Consider the following 18,555-nt stretch of genomic DNA (forward strand, 5'->3'; position numbering starts at 1 on the left):
ATGGGTGATTGTGTCCAAGATGGAGGATGGCCTTATCGTTCAGCTTATGTTAAACACATGCGACAAGCCTTACCGCGGGAAATGGGATTTTGCGCTCCGGGCCCAGTTTGCCAACGATCACAGCCTTTTTATCGGCGACATCAAAGGCGAACCAGATAAAGGCTTTGGCTCGATTTGCATGCAGTATTTAAAGGATGAAGCGAGAAAGAACAACCAGCAAATTACAGGCAACCTAGCCAAACGGGACTGGGACCATCTTGATAGACTCACTTATTTTTACAAGAAACATAAGTTCAGAGTGACGATCAATGAGAAGGAGCAGTCGGGAGCCGTCGTATGGGGATAGTCCCCCATGCCCGGTCGCTCTTACACTTTCTGCGGTACCTCCAGGCATTTTTTTGCAAAAATGCTGCTTTAATGGCTAAATGTAAACGACAAAGATGTTTACCTTCGCTTTACAATCTATGCTCGCTCTGCTCCCAGACTCATCCCTCAAGGAAGGTTACAAAAGCCATTGAAAATCAACTGGAAGAAGATTTTATTGACCCACTAGAAAAAATTACATAGACGCATGTGATGGATCTTGCACATCATGAAAGCTAGCTCTGTTCATCGCCTCTTCATTTATTCTCGGCATTGATTTTTCTAACTAAAATTGGAATATGTCCACAAGAAACCCCCTGTGCTTAGTAATACCCCTTTCCTTTTCTGTCTCCTACTTCACCCAAAACCTGTGCATGAAAATAACAGATCTCGAACACCTTAACACATGAGGTGATTCGCATCGAATGGTTTCCAGTTATCCAACGTCTTTGCTCATTGTCTGTCATAGGCCTACTAGTCTTTACCTATATATGCATTGCCAAGCAGGACAAAAAAGCAAAGAAATCCGAAAAGCGCAGGCGGATCGATCAATAGCGAGAGTTTTGGAAGGCCTGACATAAGAAATCCTTACCTTGGATTTCGATGTCAGGACTGAAAAATCTCGAACTTCTACCCACCGGAGTTAGAAAAAAGCGAGCTGCCTTAGCTCGCTTTTTTTGCACCGTGATTCTGTTAGGATTGAAGAGCCTCTCTGATCGCCTTTTTTTTAATGTTCCAGTGAGAGTCTGTCCACTTTACAGCCTTGTTATCGATCACAAACAGCTGAGGTGACTTGTGTGGCGTCTCAAGTTCTTCGGCAATTAGATTGGAAACGGGACGCGATTCAATCACCTTAACAAGGCCAAAGCGTGCTTCGCTGTTCTCTTCTGCAAAAGCCTCGAATTCCTTGTGCGCATCAGCACTAATCGGACACTGCGTGCTATGTTTGAGTAAGACAACCGGTTGGTTCTCTGATCCTGAGAACAACTCGTGCCATTCTTGTTCGGATGTGATTTCTTTAATATCAGCCATAATAAACTTCCTCCTATATTCAATCGTTCATTCCTCATAAGAATACACCTCTGGCGGTATCCCATGCAACTTCGACTACCTTTAGGATCAAGAGGCGCGTTAGTCGGTCGTGCTTTGTATCACAAAGACTTCTGCTTCATTTCCCACGCGGCATGAGCAGGAAGGGAAAGCATCTGCTAGCGCCCTAGGGTAAACGAAATCTCTGCATAACTAATTGTATCGGGCAGTTTCTCTTTAATTGGACGCAAAAATTCTGTACCCACCTCTTTGGCCACTTCTTCGATTTGCTGGCGCTTGTCTTCGTCTACAAGCTCTTTAAGTTCAAGATCGCCTTCCTCTTCCTCTCCCTTTAACAAATGCTTCACAATCGTTTGCTCTGAAAGCTGACGTGCATGTGCGATTTTCTCAACTGACATCCCCTCCTTGAAAAAAGAAATCGTTTCAAGATGACTGCCACGCTTCGCGGTATGACTTTGCTTCTGAAGAGGCTGCTCTACGGAAAGATCCATAGATTTTCGGTCCGCGAACGACCGCAAAACGTCTAGAAGAGCTTCTCCATACGTTTCCTGCTTTTTTGCGCCAACCCCTGAGATCATCGCAAACTCCTCCTTGTTTAGCGGAATGATACGGCTCATTTCTCTTAATGTTTTATCGGAGAAGACCATATACGGAGGAAGACCTTGCTCGCCTGCCAGGTCTTTGCGGCGCGCACGCAGCGCTTCAAAAATATCGTCTTGTTCTTCTTGCTCTGGCACCGCCTCCACATATTGCAACACCTTCTCCTCCCCCTTCAAGACAGCCGCCCCTCTTGGTAAAAGTTCAAGCGTTGGGTAGGAGGTGTTTGTCAGCCCTGTATAGAGTTCCGCTAGAAGAAAATCGATAAAAGCCTGAACATCTTTCGCCGAGCGCTCTTTCATTAAGCCATATGTGGGAAGCTTATCCAGCTGAAACTGCTGGATCTTTTGGTTCTTAGAACCCGTGAGCACCTGGGCGACCATCGTTTTTCCAAAATGTTCGCGCATTCGTACAATACAGGAAAGTACCATTTGCGCATCCTTCGTTCGATCCACCCGCTCCCCCTCTCGGAGACAATTGCCGCAACGCCCACACTCTTCCGTCTGCTGCTCCCCAAAATAATGCAACACAAACTCCTCAAGACAGCGATCGGTGTGACAGTAAGCATTTATTTGCTGAAGTTTCTCGTAATCATGAGATTGCCTCTGCTCCGTGCCTTCGGATTGTTCAATAAAAAAACGCTGCGTCCGCACGTCTTGGGCTGAAAACAATAGCACGCACTCGCTCATCTCCCCGTCACGCCCGGCTCGTCCTGCTTCCTGATAATAAGCCTCCACCGTACCTGGCATGTTGGCATGAATCACATAGCGCACATTCGCCTTGTTAATGCCCATACCAAAGGCGTTTGTCGCAACCATGACGTCGCAGCGGTCGTAAATGAACGCCTCCTGACTGTCACGGCGTTCTTCTTCCGAGAGACCTCCATGATACAGTTCAACACTGATCCCTTTCTCCTTGAGATGGTGAAAAACCGCTTCTGTCTCCTTTCGTGTGGACGCATACACAATTCCAGGGAGGCCAGAACGGGCCTGGACGTACCGAGCAACATACTCTTTTTTCCGTACCCCTTTGACAACGCGAAAGGCAAGGTTGTTTCGGGCGAAACCAGTGATCATTTGCTGCGGTTTTTCAATTTGGAAACGTTCACTGATATCAGCGGCTACTTCTGGAGTCGCCGTTGCTGTCAGCGCAAGTACAGGCGGCTTCTGCTCAAGCGAATGGATCCAGTCCGCCATCGTTAAATAGCTCGGTCTAAAATCATGCCCCCACTGCGACATGCAGTGCGCTTCATCTATGGCAATCAGCGAAAGCGGCTGTGAAAACACAGCTTGAACAAACCGAGGCTCACGAAGTCGCTCTGGGGCAACATATAGCAGCTTCACCTCGCCTGAAGCGACTTGCTGAAGGCGCTCATTCTCCTCAGCCCTTGTCAGCGAGCTATTGATAAACGTCGCAGCCACGCCCAGTTCATTCACCGCATCTACCTGATCCTTCATCAACGAGATCAGTGGCGAAATCACAAGGGTGATCCCTTCCAGTAGCACAGCGGGGATTTGATAGCATAACGATTTTCCTCCCCCAGTCGGCATCACCGCCAGCGTGTCCATCCCCCGCAAAACCTGATCGATCACCTGCTTTTGCCCATCTCGAAACGACGCATACCCGTACTGTTCGTTCAATACTTCTTCCGCTCGCTTTAGCATTACACTGGCCATGAGCTGATCGTACTCCTTTTCACGCGTTTTTTTCCATCTTACCATGGTTGCTCTGCGCAAAACATAGAAAAAGTCGCATGAGCTTAACACCTTGCTCTATCCTCATCCAAACTCTTTCATCTCTCTTCTAAACCCGGAGCGATTTCCTTCACATATAAAAAAAGGGCGCAACAACTGCACCCTAGCCTGTCTCTACCTATTCCGAACCATTCAGTGACCATTCAATGAGGCGATCATCGTCTTCCCCAGGGCTGCCCCTTCCGTCTGTATTATTCGTTAAAAAATAGAGGGAGTTGCCGTCAACATGAACATCGCGAATTCGTCCACAGTCTTCCGTTAACTCATCAATGGACCCTTCGTTTGGATCAACCTGATACACAGCCGCCCCAGCAAGCCCTGCCATATAAATGAAGTCATTGTGAACGGCAATTCCTGAAGGCGCCCACGTCTCATCGCCCGAGTGAATGACAGGCTCCTCCATGCCCTCCGCTGTTTCATCGCCCTCCACCTCTGGCCAGCCATAATTATTGCCCGCTTCAATGAGATTGATTTCATCTTGAGCGCTAGGACCGTGCTCAGAAGCGTACATCGTCTCGTCTTGAAGCCATGCAAGTCCTTGAGGGTTTCGGTGCCCGTACGAATACACGTAGGAATCCTCTATTGGGTTGTCGTTCGGTACCCCTCCCTCATCATCCATGCGTAGGATCTTCCCAGCCAGGCTGTCCGTATTCTGTGCCGCCTCCGGAAGCTCAGCGTCCCCCGTCGTTGCATAAAGCATGCCGTCGGGCCCATTCGCTAACCGCCCTCCATTATGAGTCGCTGCTCCGGGAATTTCCTCTAGAAGGACTTCCTCTTCTGTCCACGTCCCGTCCTCGTGTGTAAGTGCCACGATCCGATTGTTCATCTCTCCATTTACCTCATACGTATGATAGACATACGCTCGTTTGTTTTCGGTGAACTCTTCATCCAAGAGAAAGCCAAGAAGACCGGATTCGCTTTCTTGGACAACCTCTTCCGTCAAGTCAAGTGTTTCCTCCGTCACTTCTCCGTCCTCTAGACGGAGAAGACTGCCTTCTCTCTGAGGCAAATAAAAAACGCCGTCCTCCTCTTCAATCGCCCACGGTGCCTCCAGGTTTGAGGCAAGCACTTGCGTATTCCCTGCGCTCTCGCCTTCCTCCATCATGGCATCCTCTCCATTAGCATTACCCGCGACTTCATCTCGCTCACCTTCTTCCACGTCCGTACAAGCAGCGAGCACGAGAACACTTCCCATTACTACCCATTTCCTCACCCAATTCACCTCCACGTTTCATATTATTTGTATATACGAAAACCACCACCGATAAACACTTTTTTGCCCGGCAATACTTAAAACCGGGATGTGACGACACTAGTAGGCACTTCCTGGGACAGATTGCTGCTGCTTACTGTATACTGGTTATTGAAGAAATCAACTTTATCTTGCAAAGGAGCGATTTGAGATGAATGTTGTTACACTAAACAACGGCGTAAACATGCCTCAGCTTGGCTTTGGCGTATGGCAAGTGGAAGACGAAAAAGCAACTCCAGCAGTGGCCAAAGCTCTCGAAGTTGGCTACACATCCATTGATACGGCCATGATTTACCGCAATGAAGCAGGCGTAGGCAAGGCAATCAAAGACTCTGGGATGCCGCGCGAGAAGCTTTTTGTCACAACAAAGGTGTGGAACGCAGATCAAGGCTATGAGAATACGTTGAAAGCATTTGACGAAAGTCTGAAACGACTTGGAACGGACTATGTTGACCTATACTTAATCCACTGGCCGACGCCAGAGTTTGATGACTATGTAGATACGTACAAAGCGCTTGAAAGACTTTACAATGACGGCCGCGTGAAAGCGATTGGTGTTTGTAATTTTGAAATCGAGCACTTACAGCGTCTTCTGGATGAGTGTGAGGTGAAGCCTGTGTTGAATCAGGTGGAATGTCACCCGTACTTTGCGCAAAACGAACTTAAAGATTTTTGTGCCAAGCACGATATTTTTGTAGAAGCGTGGAGCCCGCTTGACCAAGGCGGAGACGTGCTTAAAGACGAGGACGTTAAAACCATCGCGGAGGCTCACGGCAAAACCAACGCTCAAGTCGTCCTGCGCTGGCACTTGCAAAACAACACGATCGTTATTCCAAAATCCGTGACGCCTTCTCGTATTGAAGAGAACTTCGATGTCTTTGACTTTGAGCTGACGGCTGAGGAAATGAAGATCATTGATGGGCTTGATCAAAACGCTCGCAAAGGGGCGAAACCGACTGAAATGAATGTGAGATAGTTTTACACCGGTTGAGGGAAGCGAATGTTGCTTCCCTCTGTATTTTTATTATACTTCCTACTTCCCGCCCTGCCGATAAGCTTCCGTCCCTTGCTCATACCAATCATTCCCCTGGCAGTCGTTGATCACCGTTACTGGAAAGTCTTTGATCGTAAGGCGGCGAATGGCTTCTGGTCCAAGGTCTTCATAGGCAACAACTTCATCGGCCTGGATTGTCTTTGATAACAAAGCCCCTGATCCTCCGACTGCGGCAAAATACACGGCGTTGTACTCTTGAATGGCTTTTTTCACTGGTTCGTTTCGGTATCCTTTGCCAATCATTCCTTTGAGCCCTAAGGAGAGCAGTGTAGGTGTATATTTATCCATACGTCCGCTCGTTGTTGGGCCCGCTGAGCCGACAACTTGACCGGGCTTTGCAGGCGTTGGGCCTACATAGTAGATCACTTCCCCTTGCAACTCGATTAACAATTCTTCTTTTTTCTCGATCAATTCCATCAATCGTTTGTGAGCGGCATCTCGGGCTGCGTATACGTCTCCCGTTAGTAAAACCCGGTCTCCGGCCTCCAAATCCTGGATGTTTTCCTCTGTTAAAGGCAAGATGATTTTTTTCACTGCCACTGTGCTCCGCTCCTTTCCCTATCCTGTGTCTCGAAAAAGGTCCTGCAGCTACCCTTCGTTTTTTTTTTGCATGCGCTTTATAAAACCACCTCTTTATGTCGACTTGCATGACACTGAATATTCACCGCGACAGGTAAAGAAGCAATATGGCAGGGATGGACTTCAATTTTGACATCAAGTGCGGTTGTCGTCCCACCCATCCCTTGTGGTCCGATGCCAAGATGGTTACATTTTTTCATCCAGTTTTCCTCAAGTACCGCGATTCGTTCATCGTGATGACGCTCCCCGACCTGTCGGAATAAAGACTTTTTGGCAATATAGGCTGATTTTTCAAAACTACCGCCAATCCCTACACCAACAATCATCGGTGGGCATGCATTGGGACCTGCTACACGTACAGTCTCTAGGACAAAGTCTTCAACGCCCTCCAGGCCGTCAGAAGGTTTTAACATTTGCAGACGACTCATGTTTTCACTTCCTCCGCCTTTTGCGGTTAATTTAATTTTCAATTGATCGCCTTCGACCATTTCTACATACGTGACCCCCGGTGTGTTATCCCCCGTATTTTTTCGATCGAGTGGATCACTTACGATTGAATGGCGCAAAAAGCCGTCTCCATATCCTTGACGCACCCCTTCGTTGATCGCTTCATACAAGTCTCCACCTGTTATTTTACAATTATAGCCTAGTTCGGCATAGAAGACGGCCACCCCCGTATCCTGGCACATTGGAATCCGTTCTTGTTTGGCAATTTCAGCATTATCGAGCAACTGAGTCAGCACATCTTGACCGACTTCGGATTGTTCGGTTTTTAATGAGGATTGAAACGCTTGAATCATGTCATCACCAAGGTCAAAGCTTGCTTCCTGGCACATGGTCGCCACGTTTTCAGTGATCTGCTGAATATGAATTTCTCTCATTAAAATCACACCTCTTCTTTAGATAAATCTAAAACCCAGACCTCTCATGACAAAATCGTCCGGAGTCATGAAGTGAAGCCTCATTCGCAGTTACCCCCACTACGTTACTAAGCTGTACCCAAAATCTTAAGGTAAGGGTTTTGCCACCAGTGATAGGCGGTACACGCGAAATTACCCTAACACCGGAAGTTCCCGCTTCATTTTTTTGGGGGCATGGTCTCGTTTGTAAACCATCACCGTTCGATAAAACTGGATGACGACTTGATCCTCTTGATTATAGCCGACGGTTTTCACTTTCACGATGCCAACATTTGGACGTGACTTCGATTCACGCTTTTCAAGAACCTCACTGTACGAATAAATGGTATCGCCTTCAAAAACAGGGTTCGGCAGCCGAATGTCGTCCCATCCTAAATTCGCCATCACATTTTGCGAAAGGTCTGAAACAGACTGTCCCGTCACCAATGCCAATGTGAAGGTTGAATCGACCAGTGGCTTCTTGAATGCCGTTTGCGACGCATACACCTCATCGAAATGAATGGGGTTGGTGTTTTGCGTTAATAGCGTTAGCCAAATGTTGTCCGTTTGAGTAACCGTACGACCGAGCGTATGCGGATACACATCCTCGACTTCCATATCTTCATAGAATCTTCCTGTCCAACCTTGTTTGATTGCCACCTTATCTCCTCCTCGTGAACTCTCTGCACAATGGGTATTTGTTGACGACCTCACCATCTAGGACATTTCCAATAAACTAGACCACTCGTTTTGACATGACACGATCTCTGGGACAGTCCTTCTCCTAAGTGGGAGATACCGGACTCGAGGCATTCGCTTGGATAGGTGCAAACCAGTCCGTTATCCTCTCAGTCTCTTCGAATCGTAAAACCTGCTGACTCCAATCGTTGATGAGTTTTTCGTCCATGCCTGCATAGCCAGCCAATCCAGCAAATTTTTCTTTCAAATCTCGTAAAGAGACGGGATTCTCTGGATCTCCCTTCGGAAAATGGACATTTGCCTTTTTTACTTGCCCACCTGCAAGTGTGAGTTCGATTTCGGTGCCCCACTGCTCTGGATAGGCCCCTTCAATTTCGGGGTCAACGATAACGTTGATTTTGTTCATAAGCGAACGGATTTCTTCATCCCAAAGGTTTGCTTCGTTAAAGTCTTCCAACCCTGCTTTCCCCTTCGTCAAAGCAAGTGCCGTGCAAAAAGCGATGCTGAACTTGGCTGCATAGATCGTCTTTGGTGCTGTGTAACCAGCGATTTCCTTGGCCGACTGATAGGTTTTTACCGTCAATTGCTTAATATCCTTCACATTCAAGTGCGCTGACTTAACGAACTGTAACGAGAGATCCACTGGCTGATGCGTATGCCGACAAGAAGCATGGATCTTAAAAGAGTTTTCCGTAATCTTGAACTCGTCTCCAAGTCCTGCCGTGATTTTCGTTGCGTCTGCCTCATCACTCATCGCCTCGAAAAACCCACGGCCTCCTTCTAAAATCTGTATCGCTGCCGTGAACCCCTTTTTGGCGGTGAGCGCAGCTATCAGACCATCCATTCCTGCTTTCGCAGGGTGAAGCTGCTTGCTCATCGCGCCGTCTTCAATAAACTCCCATAACCCGGCTGCCTGTGTACCTGCGCTTCCTAATGCATGGACCGTTTGATCGACGGTTAAATCTAGTAATTTGGCAGCAGCCGCAGCCGCCCCAAACGTCCCGCATGTTGCGGTGTTGTGCCAGTGACGATAATGAGATGGACTGACAGCTTCCCCAATGCGAAAAGCGACATCATAGCCAACGATGATCGCTGTTAGTAGATCTGTTCCTGATTTTCCTTTATACTCAGCTGCTGCTAATGCTGCTGGGATGACGACCGTTGCTGCATGAACGATCGACCCGCGGTGAATGTCATCCAATTCAACGATATGAGAGCTGGCTCCATTTAAAAAAGCAGCCTGATACACTGACGTTTTCCCACCAGTGACTGTGCTTGCCTGCGGGTTCCCCCCCATCTCTTCCACAAACTCTTTCAACATTTGCACCGGTGGTTGACTAGCCCCAGCTACGCAAGAACCAAGCCAGTCTAAGAAACAACCTTTTGTAAAAGCAATCACGTCTTCGGGGATAGCCTCGTAGTGCGTGTCGACAATAAAACGAGCGAGTTTTTCTGATAACATTCAATCTCCACCTTTCTAGCCGATTTTTTCATGACAGGTACATCTTTTTTCTCTCGCAAGCGGAAACGTATGGCTCCGCCTCACATTTTAGTTTTTTTCAGCATTTTTATTAACGCCAGTGTTCGCTCCGCGCTTTCGACCACAGGAAGATCAATCATTTTTCCATGCAGTTGAATCGCCCCCTTTCCCTGTTCTTTTGCGTGCTCATAGGCATTGACAATTTCTGTAGCTTCCTGCACTTCGTACTCAGACGGGGTGTAGATGTAATTGACGATTTCAATCTGCTTAGGGTGAATCACCATCTTTCCTTTAAAGCCCAGTTGCTGACCTATTTCCGTTCCTTTCTTCAACCCCCGTTCGTTTTGAATATCGGTATACACGGTATCAATGGGTCCTTCGATCCCGGCCGCATAGCTACTATTCACCAGCTGTGACTGCGCATATCGCAATTCAAGGCCATGCTCGCTGAAGGTTGTTTGAATATCCACGGTATAATCCACTGCTCCAAAAAAGAGCCTCTTAATTCTTGAGCAAGCGCTGGCGAGCTCGTAACTGTTATGTACGCCACGCGCGGTTTCGATTAAGGGATACAAGTCAACACTTCCAGTTTCTAGCCCTTCTTCCTGTTCAATTGATGCGATCCGTTCGTCTACTATTTTCATATCACTGTGATTCTCTGATTTTGGCAGTATCAATCCATCGACGCCAGCTCGGACACCTGCCTTCACATCTTCTAAAAAAAAAGGAGAGTTGCTTTCATTCACCCTAAGTACTTTATAAGGAGATTCGTTTCCATGGTTCTGTTGTAAATGTTGCTCAACACGTTCACGAGCCTGTTCTTTTTCCTCCAAGCGTACGGCATCCTCTAGATCATAAATAATGACATCCGCGTCTAATTTGGTAGCCTTCTCCATGACGCGCGCATTACTGCCTGGAGCAAAAAGCCATGTTCGATGTTTTTTCAACATTACGTCCCCTTTCTGCCTTCGCCTTTTCAAAAGCCATCTAAGGCCAAAACCCTAACCATTTCCACCACGTATACGCAACGAGCAATGTAATGATGGTTGTCGCCGCCGTTGCCCATATCCCCGGGCGATAGAATTCCTTTTGCTCAATCAAACCCGTTCCGTGAGCGATCACGTTCGGCATCGTCTCGACAACTAAGATGTTGCCAAACAAAAGCGTTACCGCCGCAGCATACGAGATAACAACAGGATCCAAGCCGACCTCTGTGGATAGACCAATCAGAACGGGCAACAACGTTACAACGGCAGTCGATACGTTCGTTACACCTAAGTGATAGATTTGGGAGATAAGAATGACAAGTAAAATGGCGAGCCATGGTTCACGAAACGCTTGGAGAACCCACTCATGAGAGAATAGAACCGCTAAAAGATCAATCGCTCCCGATTCAATTAATGCGTACCCCAGTGATAATGTAGCGCCTACTAGCAAGACCAAATCGAAGTTTACCTTGACAAGTTTCTTCCAATCGACAAAACCTACGCCTGGAAAAGCCATCAACACGACGGCAAGCAATGCCGGCAGGGTTGGATGATAACCGTGTAGCGGTTGAGTAACCCATAACAGCACCGTCAGGCTTAAAATCCCCACACATTTCTTTTCTGAACGACTGAACGCCCCAAGATCAGCGTTCTTTGCTTCCATTTGCTGTCGGAACGTTTCAAACGAATAGTTTTCAGGTGGGAAGCAGCGCCAGAGAATAAACGGAGTGACAATCATCAGTAAGAACCATATTGGGAATGCATACAAAAACCAGTCAAAGTAAGAAAGTGTCTCCCCAACATATAGTTGCAAAATCTCGATCGCTAAAATATTGCCGATTGCAGCCGTTAAAATCGCTGTCCCGCTAATATTTCCTGCAAAAGCGGTTCCAATTAACATAAGCTTACTGAAGTTGCTTTCTTTTTTGGCTTGAACAGCCGCTATCACTGCAAGCACAATCGGCATGACTAACGTCACACGCACAGCGGTGGCTGGGATGAAAAAGGCTTGCATTTGCATGAGAAAAAATAGTCCCAGAAATGTTCCCTTCGCAGAGTTGCCCCACCTCGCTAACAAAGCATAGGTGACTCGGTTCATTAGCGGCGTATGACTGATACCTTGAGCCATCATCATTCCGGCAATAATAAGGAAAACAGCCGGAGAAGCAAACCCACTTAATACAATATCAATGGGCACTGCATTTGATAAGAGAAGGATCACTAAGGTTAAGACAGAAGTCATCCCTAAAGGAATTGGCTCGAGCGCCCAGAGAATAACACCAAAGACCATCACCGAAATCGTCGCCCTTGCTGCCCAAGGGATTCCTTCTGGCATTAGCAATAACAACCCAATGAAAAAAAGTGTAGCGACGCCGAAAGAAAAAACGATACGTGCAGGAAGGACGCGCCGCTTTTCTTGTTTACGAGGACGAGCTTCAGGTTCCATATCAAAGTCTCACTTTTTTATTAAGTAAATTTCTACTCACTTGTTTCGTTGTATTTTGGGCGAGATGACTATGAGTTGTATATTGGATCCAATTACACACCTTCGTTTCCCAAATACGCTGAAACGGATAAAAGCATAGCGGTTCTAGAAAAAGAACATCTAGAACCGTTTGCTTCGGTATTCATTCCCGGTGTAAGCGCCGACAAAACGTTCGCTTTACCCGTGAAACATGAGGTTCCGTTTGTCTGATCCAGCATGGCTGCGTTTCACTTGACCTTACTCCCTTTCATATTCTTCTGGATAGAGTTCTTCCGGAAGATCGACCCCTATTTCTTCATAATAGCGAATAGCCCCCGCGTGCATCGGGTATTCCTTATTTAACAATATTGCTTCTGGATCTTCTGCTTCCTCAGCTGAAACATGCGCAGAAATCATTTGATCGATATTCTCATGGTATGCTTTGACGAGGTCATAAACGAACTCCTCGTTTGTTTCCTTCTGGACCACTCCAAAGTTGTACATCCCGATCGTCTCCAGATCTCCCTCTAATTGATCGTACGTATCCTCCGGGATCACAAAATCATTAAAGTACGGCAACGTTTCCTTTACTTGTTCTCGCTCTTCACCATCGATTCCATAAATGTTAATGGATGCTTGCGCCTCGATTTCAGTCACGGCCGCGATTGGGATTCCGGCTGAAAATCCGATGTGGTCCAATTGACCGTCGAGCATTTGCGATGTCATATCATTGGCACCAGCCTGTACTTGATCCGCCGTTTCAATGCCAAGTGCCTCGTAGATCTGAGGGTTATACTCCCCTGGTGTTCCACCTGCTGGACCTACACCAACTCGCTCTCCCTCATGTTCAGCAATGCTAGTTACACCTGTATTTTCTAGAGACCACCAGTGGAAGGGCGTGGTATACATCGGGAAAATCACCCGGATATCTTCATAGGGGTCATCCGCCCAATCTCCTTCCCCATAATATCCCTCGAACAATGGTCCTTCCGTTGTCATTCCTAAATGGGCGTCACCGGCTCCAAGTAATTGGATGTTATGCACAGGTCCGCCAGTTACTTCCACATTAGAGGTAACATCCAGATGCTCTTCTAACAGATTCGAGAGAGCTCCCCCCCATATATAATACGTTCCTCCTTGTGAAGCGGTGCCGATCGTCACTGTCGATGGATAATCGAGCTCTTCGAAGTCTCCACCGTTCTCACTATCTCCGTTCCCATTACCACTCGCTGCATCATCCCCACAAGCAGCGAGAATCGTCAAAGACACCAACATGGTTGCTGCAACGTCCTTCCTAACCAATCCCTTTTTCATTTTCATCCTCCCCTTTTTTCCCTTAATATAAGATGCACTGTCGGTAATTAGAAATAGATTCCCCACAGAGACTCCCTTGCTTAAAATGATCGTGGCATGCCTAGCACATGCTGGCCGACATAACTGCGGATTAAATTATTCGTGATGGGAGCGACGATAAAGAGACGAGCTTCCCTAAACTTACGCTCAATATGGTATTCAGCCGCGAAACCGTAGCCGCCATACGTGTTCATTGCACTATTTGCCGCTTTCCAGGTGGCCTCTGAAGCAAGGTATTTCGCCATATTCGCTTCTTCCCCACAGTTCTCTTCCTGATCAAATAGCTCCGCTGCTTTATCTCGCATCAGTGCCGCTGCTTGAATATTCATATAGTCCTCAGCAAGTGGAAACTGTACGCCTTGATTTTGACCAATGGGACGGTTAAATACGACGCGTTCATTGGCGTAGTTTACAGCTTTATCAATGAAATAGAGCCCGTCTCCGACACTCTCTGAAGCGATGAGAATACGCTCCGCGTTCATGCCTCCAAGGACATACTTAAAGCCTTTTCCTTCTTCACCAATTAGATTTTCCACAGGGATTTTCGCCCCTTCGATGAATACTTCGGTCGTGGCATGATTGATCATCGTATCAATCGGGCGAATATCCAAATGTTCGGCTTGCTCTTTCATATTCAATACAAATAAGCTCAGCCCATCTGTCTTTTTCTTCACTTGATCTTTCGGCGTCGTCCTTGCAAGCAGAAGCATCAAGTCCGAATATTCAGCGCGTGAGGTCCAGATTTTTTGTCCGTGAACAACGTAATGGTCTCCTTGTCTCTCTGCAGTTGTCGAAATGCTTGTCGTGTCGCTCCCTGCCGTAGGCTCTGTTATTCCGAACGCTTGTAATCGCGACGCACCGGAGGCAATGGGTGGAAGCAACCGTTTTTTTTGCTCTTCCGATCCATGACGGAGTAATGCACCCATTGTATACATTTGCGCGTGGCCGGCCCCAGCGTTCCCCCCTGATCGATTAATTTCTTCCAAAATAATGCAAGCCTCTTTCATCCCTAATCCTGCTCCGCCATATTCTTCCGGAATTAAAACGGACAGCCAGCCTTCGTCGGTTAGCGCCTGGATGAATTCCTCGGGATACGCCTGCTTTTCGTCTATCTCTCTCCAATACTCTTCTGGAAAACGACGAGTACATAGCGCTTGGACACTCTTTCGAATCATATCGTGGTCTAATGCAGTTTGCGGCATATGAAAAACCTCCTGAAATTATTGAGTTTGCTCTTGCTTTGATCGAACTTTTTCAAATACATCTGCTTTCGCTGTAGGTGCATGTTCTTCTTTATAGACCATAACGGTCCGCTTGTAATCAATCACGATTTGGCCTTCTTGGTTATAGCCATATGTCTTTACGGTGACGATGCCTACATTATCTCGAGATTTTGATTCTCTTTTATCGAGCACTTCGGAGTAGGAATAAATCGTGTCCCCTTCGAACACAGGATGGGGCAGGCGAATATCTGTCCATCCAAGATTCGCCATCACATTTTGCGACAAATCGCTCACCGACTGCCCGGTGACAAGCGCAAGTGTAAAGGTTGAATTAACAATTGTGCGTCCAAATTCCGTTTCCTTGGCGTAATGATCATCGAAATGAACAGGATTTGTATTTTGAGTAAGCATCGTAAACCAGCTGTTATCCGTCTTCGTGACCGTTCGACCAAGTGGATGTGGGTAGACATCCCCTACTTCAAAATCTTCGTAAAAGCGCCCATTCCATCCTTCTTTTCTAGTCATACGACTTCCCCCTTTTTTTAAATGACACCGGTTTTTTTCAATGCCTGGATTTCACTTTCTCCTAACCCACACTGTTCTAAGATCACATTTGTGTGCTCGCCAATATCAGGTACAGCGCCCATGACACTTTCCACCCCACTGATCGACACGGGCGGGATCAAGGCTTGAATCGAGCCCACAGGCGTATCGACTTCCCGCCATCGCTCCCGTGCTCGCAACTGCGGATGCTCAAAAAATTCGTTCATCGTATTTAATCTTGCATTGGCAATTTGCGCCTTTTCCAAGCGTTCAATCACAGTCTCCGCCTCTAACCCTGAGAAGATTTCTTCGATTAGATTGGTTAATGACTCACGGTTTTCCGAGCGTTTCGCATTGCTATTAAATCGCTGGTCCTCGGCGACTTCAAGACGCTTGAGCACCAACTTGCAAAACCTGAGCCACTCCCGTTCATTTTGAAGACCGACAAAAACCGTTTTTTCATCCCCACACCGAAACGGCCCGTACGGGTAAATGGTGGAATGGCTCGCTCCTTTCCGTTGCGGTTCTCTTCCCCCGTAGGCTGCATAGTAGGCTGGGTACCCCATCCATTCTCCTAATGCCTCCAGCATCGATACATTCACCACCTGGCCTTCACCCGTACGCGAGCGAACGAGAAGTGCTGTCAAGATACCTGAATACATATACATTCCGGCCGCAATGTCAGCAATCGATATTCCAGCCTTTGAAGGTGTCTCTTCACTGCCGGTGATGGAAACGAGCCCGGCTTCACACTGTACGAGCAGATCGTAGGCTTTCTTATCTTTATATGGACCCGTGTCTCCGTACCCGGTTAAGTTACAAACGATTAATTCAGGATAACGTTCTCTCAACACCTCTGATCCATAACCTAACCGTTCCATCGCTCCTGGTGCTAAATTTTGAATAAAGACATCCGCCTCAGCTAATAGCTGTTCGAAAACCGGTTTTACTTTTTCTGATTTCAAATCAAGCGTCAACGACTCTTTCGAACGGTTCGCCCAGACAAAATGACTCGACATTCCATTGACGGTACTATCATAATGCCTAGCAAAGTCCCCGGTCTTCGGACGCTCCACTTTGATGACTCGCGCACCTAGGTCGGCTAATTGACGTGTTGTAAAGGGCACCGCCACTGCCTGCTCGACGGAGAGGACAGTCACTCCTTCTAAAGGTTTCATCTAAACATTCTCCTCTCTTCAAAGTTCTCCATCTATTGACTGTAGTCGTTATGTGGCAACGGCTGACTCGGTGTTCTGTTTTTCGATTTCTGAATCAAGATGCAAATGACCACTAGCCCCACCGCTGCAAAATCTGTCTGCCAACCGGAAAGCATGAACAATAAGGCTGAAATGAACAAAATCATCCTTGTATACCAGGCTGCTTGGTGTTTAAAGAACCATCCTTCGACAGCGGCTGCCAGAAAATAAACGCCAATGATCGCACTAACAATCGCTATTGTGACCGTTCCTGTTGTTCCTTCTAACAATAACAACTCCGGACTGATGAAAAACATGAAAGGAACGATATAAGCCGCCAACCCTAGTTTGAAGGCAGTGACGCCTGTTTTCATCGGATTGGTGCCAGCTACCCCAGCCGCCGCAAAGGCAGCGAGTGCGACCGGCGGCGTAATGGCGGACATCACTGCGTAATAGAACACAAACATATGAGCGACTAGTGGTTCAATCCCTAGATTGACAAGCCCCGGCGCAATGACTGAAGCGGCGACCGCATAAGCGGCCGTTGTCGGCATCCCCATGCCTAGTAATATAGAGATCCCCATCGCGAAGAATAAGGCGATCATAATATTGCTGTCCGCAACGGAAAGAAGCATTGAACTGAAACGCTGGCCAACACCGGTTAAGGCGATAACGCCAACGATGATTCCTGCACTCGCAACGATTGCGATTAATTGAATCGCATTTTTCATCCCAAGCTCCAACGCTTGAATCACATGCTTCAGGCCCATCCGCGTTTCTTTTAAGAAGAGACTGATAAGGAAGCAAGTCACAATCCCAATTGTCCCAGCTCGAATAATGGAGAAACCGCTCATCAACAAGTAAATGAGGATGACAACAGGTAGAAAGAGGTAGGCTTTTTTCGCAAGTTCCTTTATACTAGGCAATTGTTTGCGGGGCACTCCGCTTAACCCCTGTTTACTCGCTTCAAAGTCAACCATAAAATAAACGCTTACAAAATAGAGGACAGCAGGAATAATCGCTGCGACAATGATTTCTGCGTAGGGGATCCCCGTAATCTCTGCCATTAGAAAGGCGCCTGCACCCATAATCGGAGGTAGAATTTGACCTCCAGAGGAAGCGGTGGCTTCTACCGCCGCTGAAAAGCGCGGATGGTATCCAGTCCTTTTCATGAGCGGGATGGTCAACGACCCTGTTGCAACAACATTCCCAGCTGAAGTTCCGTTAATCGTACCCATAAGCGCAGAACCAAAGATAGAGACTTTCGCCGGCCCGCCACGTCGACTACCCGCCGCGGCGAAGGCTACATCCATAAAGTACTGGCCAACACCAGACCTTTGCAAGAAAGCACCAAATATAATGAACAGGATAATGTAGCGAGACGAAACATCTGTGGTGAGACCGAACACACCGTCTAAACTAAACACATATGTAACAAAGCGCTCTAGTGAGTAGCCGCCATGATTGAGAATCCCCGGAAGATAAGGACCTGCAAAAACGTAAAATACAAATACCAACGCCAATAATGGCAACGTCCATCCGCTTGTCCGACGTGTTAATTCGAACACGAGTAATAACCCGATAAGTGAAACGATAAAATCAAGCCCCGTTGGACTTACCCCAAAGCGGAAAATTAATTGGTCAAGGTTCGCATAAATATACCAACCTATGAAAATAGCGGCAATCATTAAAATCCAGTCAATTATTGGAATACTGTTTTTCTTCGTCCTCCAACCTGGATAAAGCATGAGCCCAAGCACAATCCCAAAGACGACGTGTGTCGTCCTAAAAACCCACGGATCGATCGGATTAAAATTTAGAATATAGATATGAAACAATGCACCAAAAACGGCGATAGTCGCAAATAAGTACCGTGTCCATCCTGTTAAATGACGAGTGGATGAACTCGCTTCGGTCGTATCTTCCTCAACGGTAGTATTTATCTTGTGATCACTTTGATGTTCGTTGCTGTTGCTCAAGGTAGTCACCGCCTTTCTCTGATTTAACCAACCTTTTCCTTTCTGGTTCTGCCTAACCAGGCATGTTTACCTTAGTCATTCTT

The 18,555-nt window shown here is 47.2% G+C and carries 16 protein-coding genes; 2 read left to right on the plus strand and 14 right to left on the minus strand.

The features are described 5' to 3' along the window. Positions 1-4: 4 nt before the first annotated feature. Positions 5-346, plus strand: a complete 342-nt coding sequence (locus AVZ68_RS12130; protein ID WP_245628126.1) for a hypothetical protein — start codon at positions 5-7, stop codon at positions 344-346. 710 nt (positions 347-1,056) lie between these two features. On the opposite strand, the gene ytxJ is transcribed toward AVZ68_RS12130, so the two are convergent. From ytxJ to AVZ68_RS12145, 3 genes are all read right to left on the minus strand, one after another. Further along, positions 1,057-1,395 (minus strand): bacillithiol system redox-active protein YtxJ, encoded by a 339-nt coding sequence (ytxJ, locus tag AVZ68_RS12135; protein ID WP_059104827.1) that lies wholly within the window; start codon positions 1,393-1,395, stop codon positions 1,057-1,059. Positions 1,396-1,571: 176 nt separating this feature from the next. Next, on the minus strand, positions 1,572-3,686 hold the full coding sequence (gene recQ / locus AVZ68_RS12140) for a DNA helicase RecQ (RefSeq protein WP_059104893.1): 2,115 nt from the start codon (positions 3,684-3,686) through the stop codon (positions 1,572-1,574). A gap of 196 nt (positions 3,687-3,882) precedes the next feature. Beyond that, on the minus strand, positions 3,883-4,977 hold the full coding sequence (locus AVZ68_RS12145) for a PQQ-dependent sugar dehydrogenase (RefSeq protein ID WP_157404648.1): 1,095 nt from the start codon (positions 4,975-4,977) through the stop codon (positions 3,883-3,885). A 190-nt stretch (positions 4,978-5,167) separates the two neighbouring features. Between AVZ68_RS12145 and AVZ68_RS12150 the strand changes: the two genes are divergently transcribed. Next, positions 5,168-5,992: an aldo/keto reductase gene (locus AVZ68_RS12150; protein WP_059104829.1), complete on the plus strand. Its 825-nt coding sequence runs from the start codon at positions 5,168-5,170 to the stop codon at positions 5,990-5,992. Between the two features lie 57 nt (positions 5,993-6,049). Here the strand turns inward: AVZ68_RS12150 and AVZ68_RS12155 are convergent, their stop codons facing one another. The 11 genes from AVZ68_RS12155 to AVZ68_RS12205 all read right to left on the minus strand — a co-directional run bounded on the left by AVZ68_RS12155 (position 6,050) and on the right by AVZ68_RS12205 (position 18,472). Beyond that, a complete protein-coding gene (locus AVZ68_RS12155; protein WP_245628127.1) occupies positions 6,050-6,610 on the minus strand; it encodes a Fe-S-containing hydro-lyase in 561 nt (186 codons plus the stop codon). 77 nt (positions 6,611-6,687) lie between these two features. Further along, positions 6,688-7,530, minus strand: a complete 843-nt coding sequence (locus tag AVZ68_RS12160; RefSeq protein ID WP_059104830.1) for a fumarate hydratase — start codon at positions 7,528-7,530, stop codon at positions 6,688-6,690. A 171-nt stretch (positions 7,531-7,701) separates the two neighbouring features. Continuing rightward, positions 7,702-8,208: a MaoC family dehydratase gene (locus AVZ68_RS12165; protein ID WP_218970844.1), complete on the minus strand. Its 507-nt coding sequence runs from the start codon at positions 8,206-8,208 to the stop codon at positions 7,702-7,704. 124 nt (positions 8,209-8,332) lie between these two features. Continuing rightward, positions 8,333-9,709 carry an MmgE/PrpD family protein gene (locus tag AVZ68_RS12170; protein WP_059104832.1) on the minus strand — a complete coding sequence of 459 codons (1,377 nt, stop codon included), beginning with the start codon at positions 9,707-9,709 and terminating at the stop codon, positions 8,333-8,335. An 80-nt stretch (positions 9,710-9,789) separates the two neighbouring features. Continuing rightward, a complete protein-coding gene (locus AVZ68_RS12175) occupies positions 9,790-10,674 on the minus strand; it encodes an HpcH/HpaI aldolase/citrate lyase family protein (protein WP_180316703.1) in 885 nt (294 codons plus the stop codon). Positions 10,675-10,714: 40 nt separating this feature from the next. Beyond that, the gene (locus AVZ68_RS12180) at positions 10,715-12,160 is read right to left on the minus strand and encodes an SLC13 family permease (RefSeq protein ID WP_059104834.1); all 1,446 of its coding nucleotides are present in this window, start codon (positions 12,158-12,160) and stop codon (positions 10,715-10,717) included. A gap of 276 nt (positions 12,161-12,436) precedes the next feature. Continuing rightward, positions 12,437-13,492: a TAXI family TRAP transporter solute-binding subunit gene (locus AVZ68_RS12185; RefSeq protein ID WP_059104835.1), complete on the minus strand. Its 1,056-nt coding sequence runs from the start codon at positions 13,490-13,492 to the stop codon at positions 12,437-12,439. An 80-nt stretch (positions 13,493-13,572) separates the two neighbouring features. Beyond that, positions 13,573-14,733, minus strand: coding sequence for an acyl-CoA dehydrogenase family protein (locus AVZ68_RS12190; RefSeq protein WP_059104836.1), 1,161 nt, complete (start codon positions 14,731-14,733; stop codon positions 13,573-13,575). An 18-nt stretch (positions 14,734-14,751) separates the two neighbouring features. Further along, positions 14,752-15,279: a MaoC family dehydratase gene (locus tag AVZ68_RS12195; protein WP_059104837.1), complete on the minus strand. Its 528-nt coding sequence runs from the start codon at positions 15,277-15,279 to the stop codon at positions 14,752-14,754. A 17-nt stretch (positions 15,280-15,296) separates the two neighbouring features. Further along, positions 15,297-16,475, minus strand: a complete 1,179-nt coding sequence (locus tag AVZ68_RS12200; protein ID WP_059104838.1) for a CaiB/BaiF CoA transferase family protein — start codon at positions 16,473-16,475, stop codon at positions 15,297-15,299. A gap of 32 nt (positions 16,476-16,507) precedes the next feature. Next, entirely contained in the window at positions 16,508-18,472 is a 1,965-nt protein-coding gene (locus tag AVZ68_RS12205; RefSeq protein WP_157404649.1) for a TRAP transporter permease, read from the minus strand. Between the last annotated feature and the right edge of the window lie 83 nt (positions 18,473-18,555).

Source organism: Shouchella shacheensis (assembly GCF_001484965.1).
Lineage (GTDB): Bacteria > Bacillota > Bacilli > Bacillales > Bacillaceae_D > Shouchella > Shouchella shacheensis.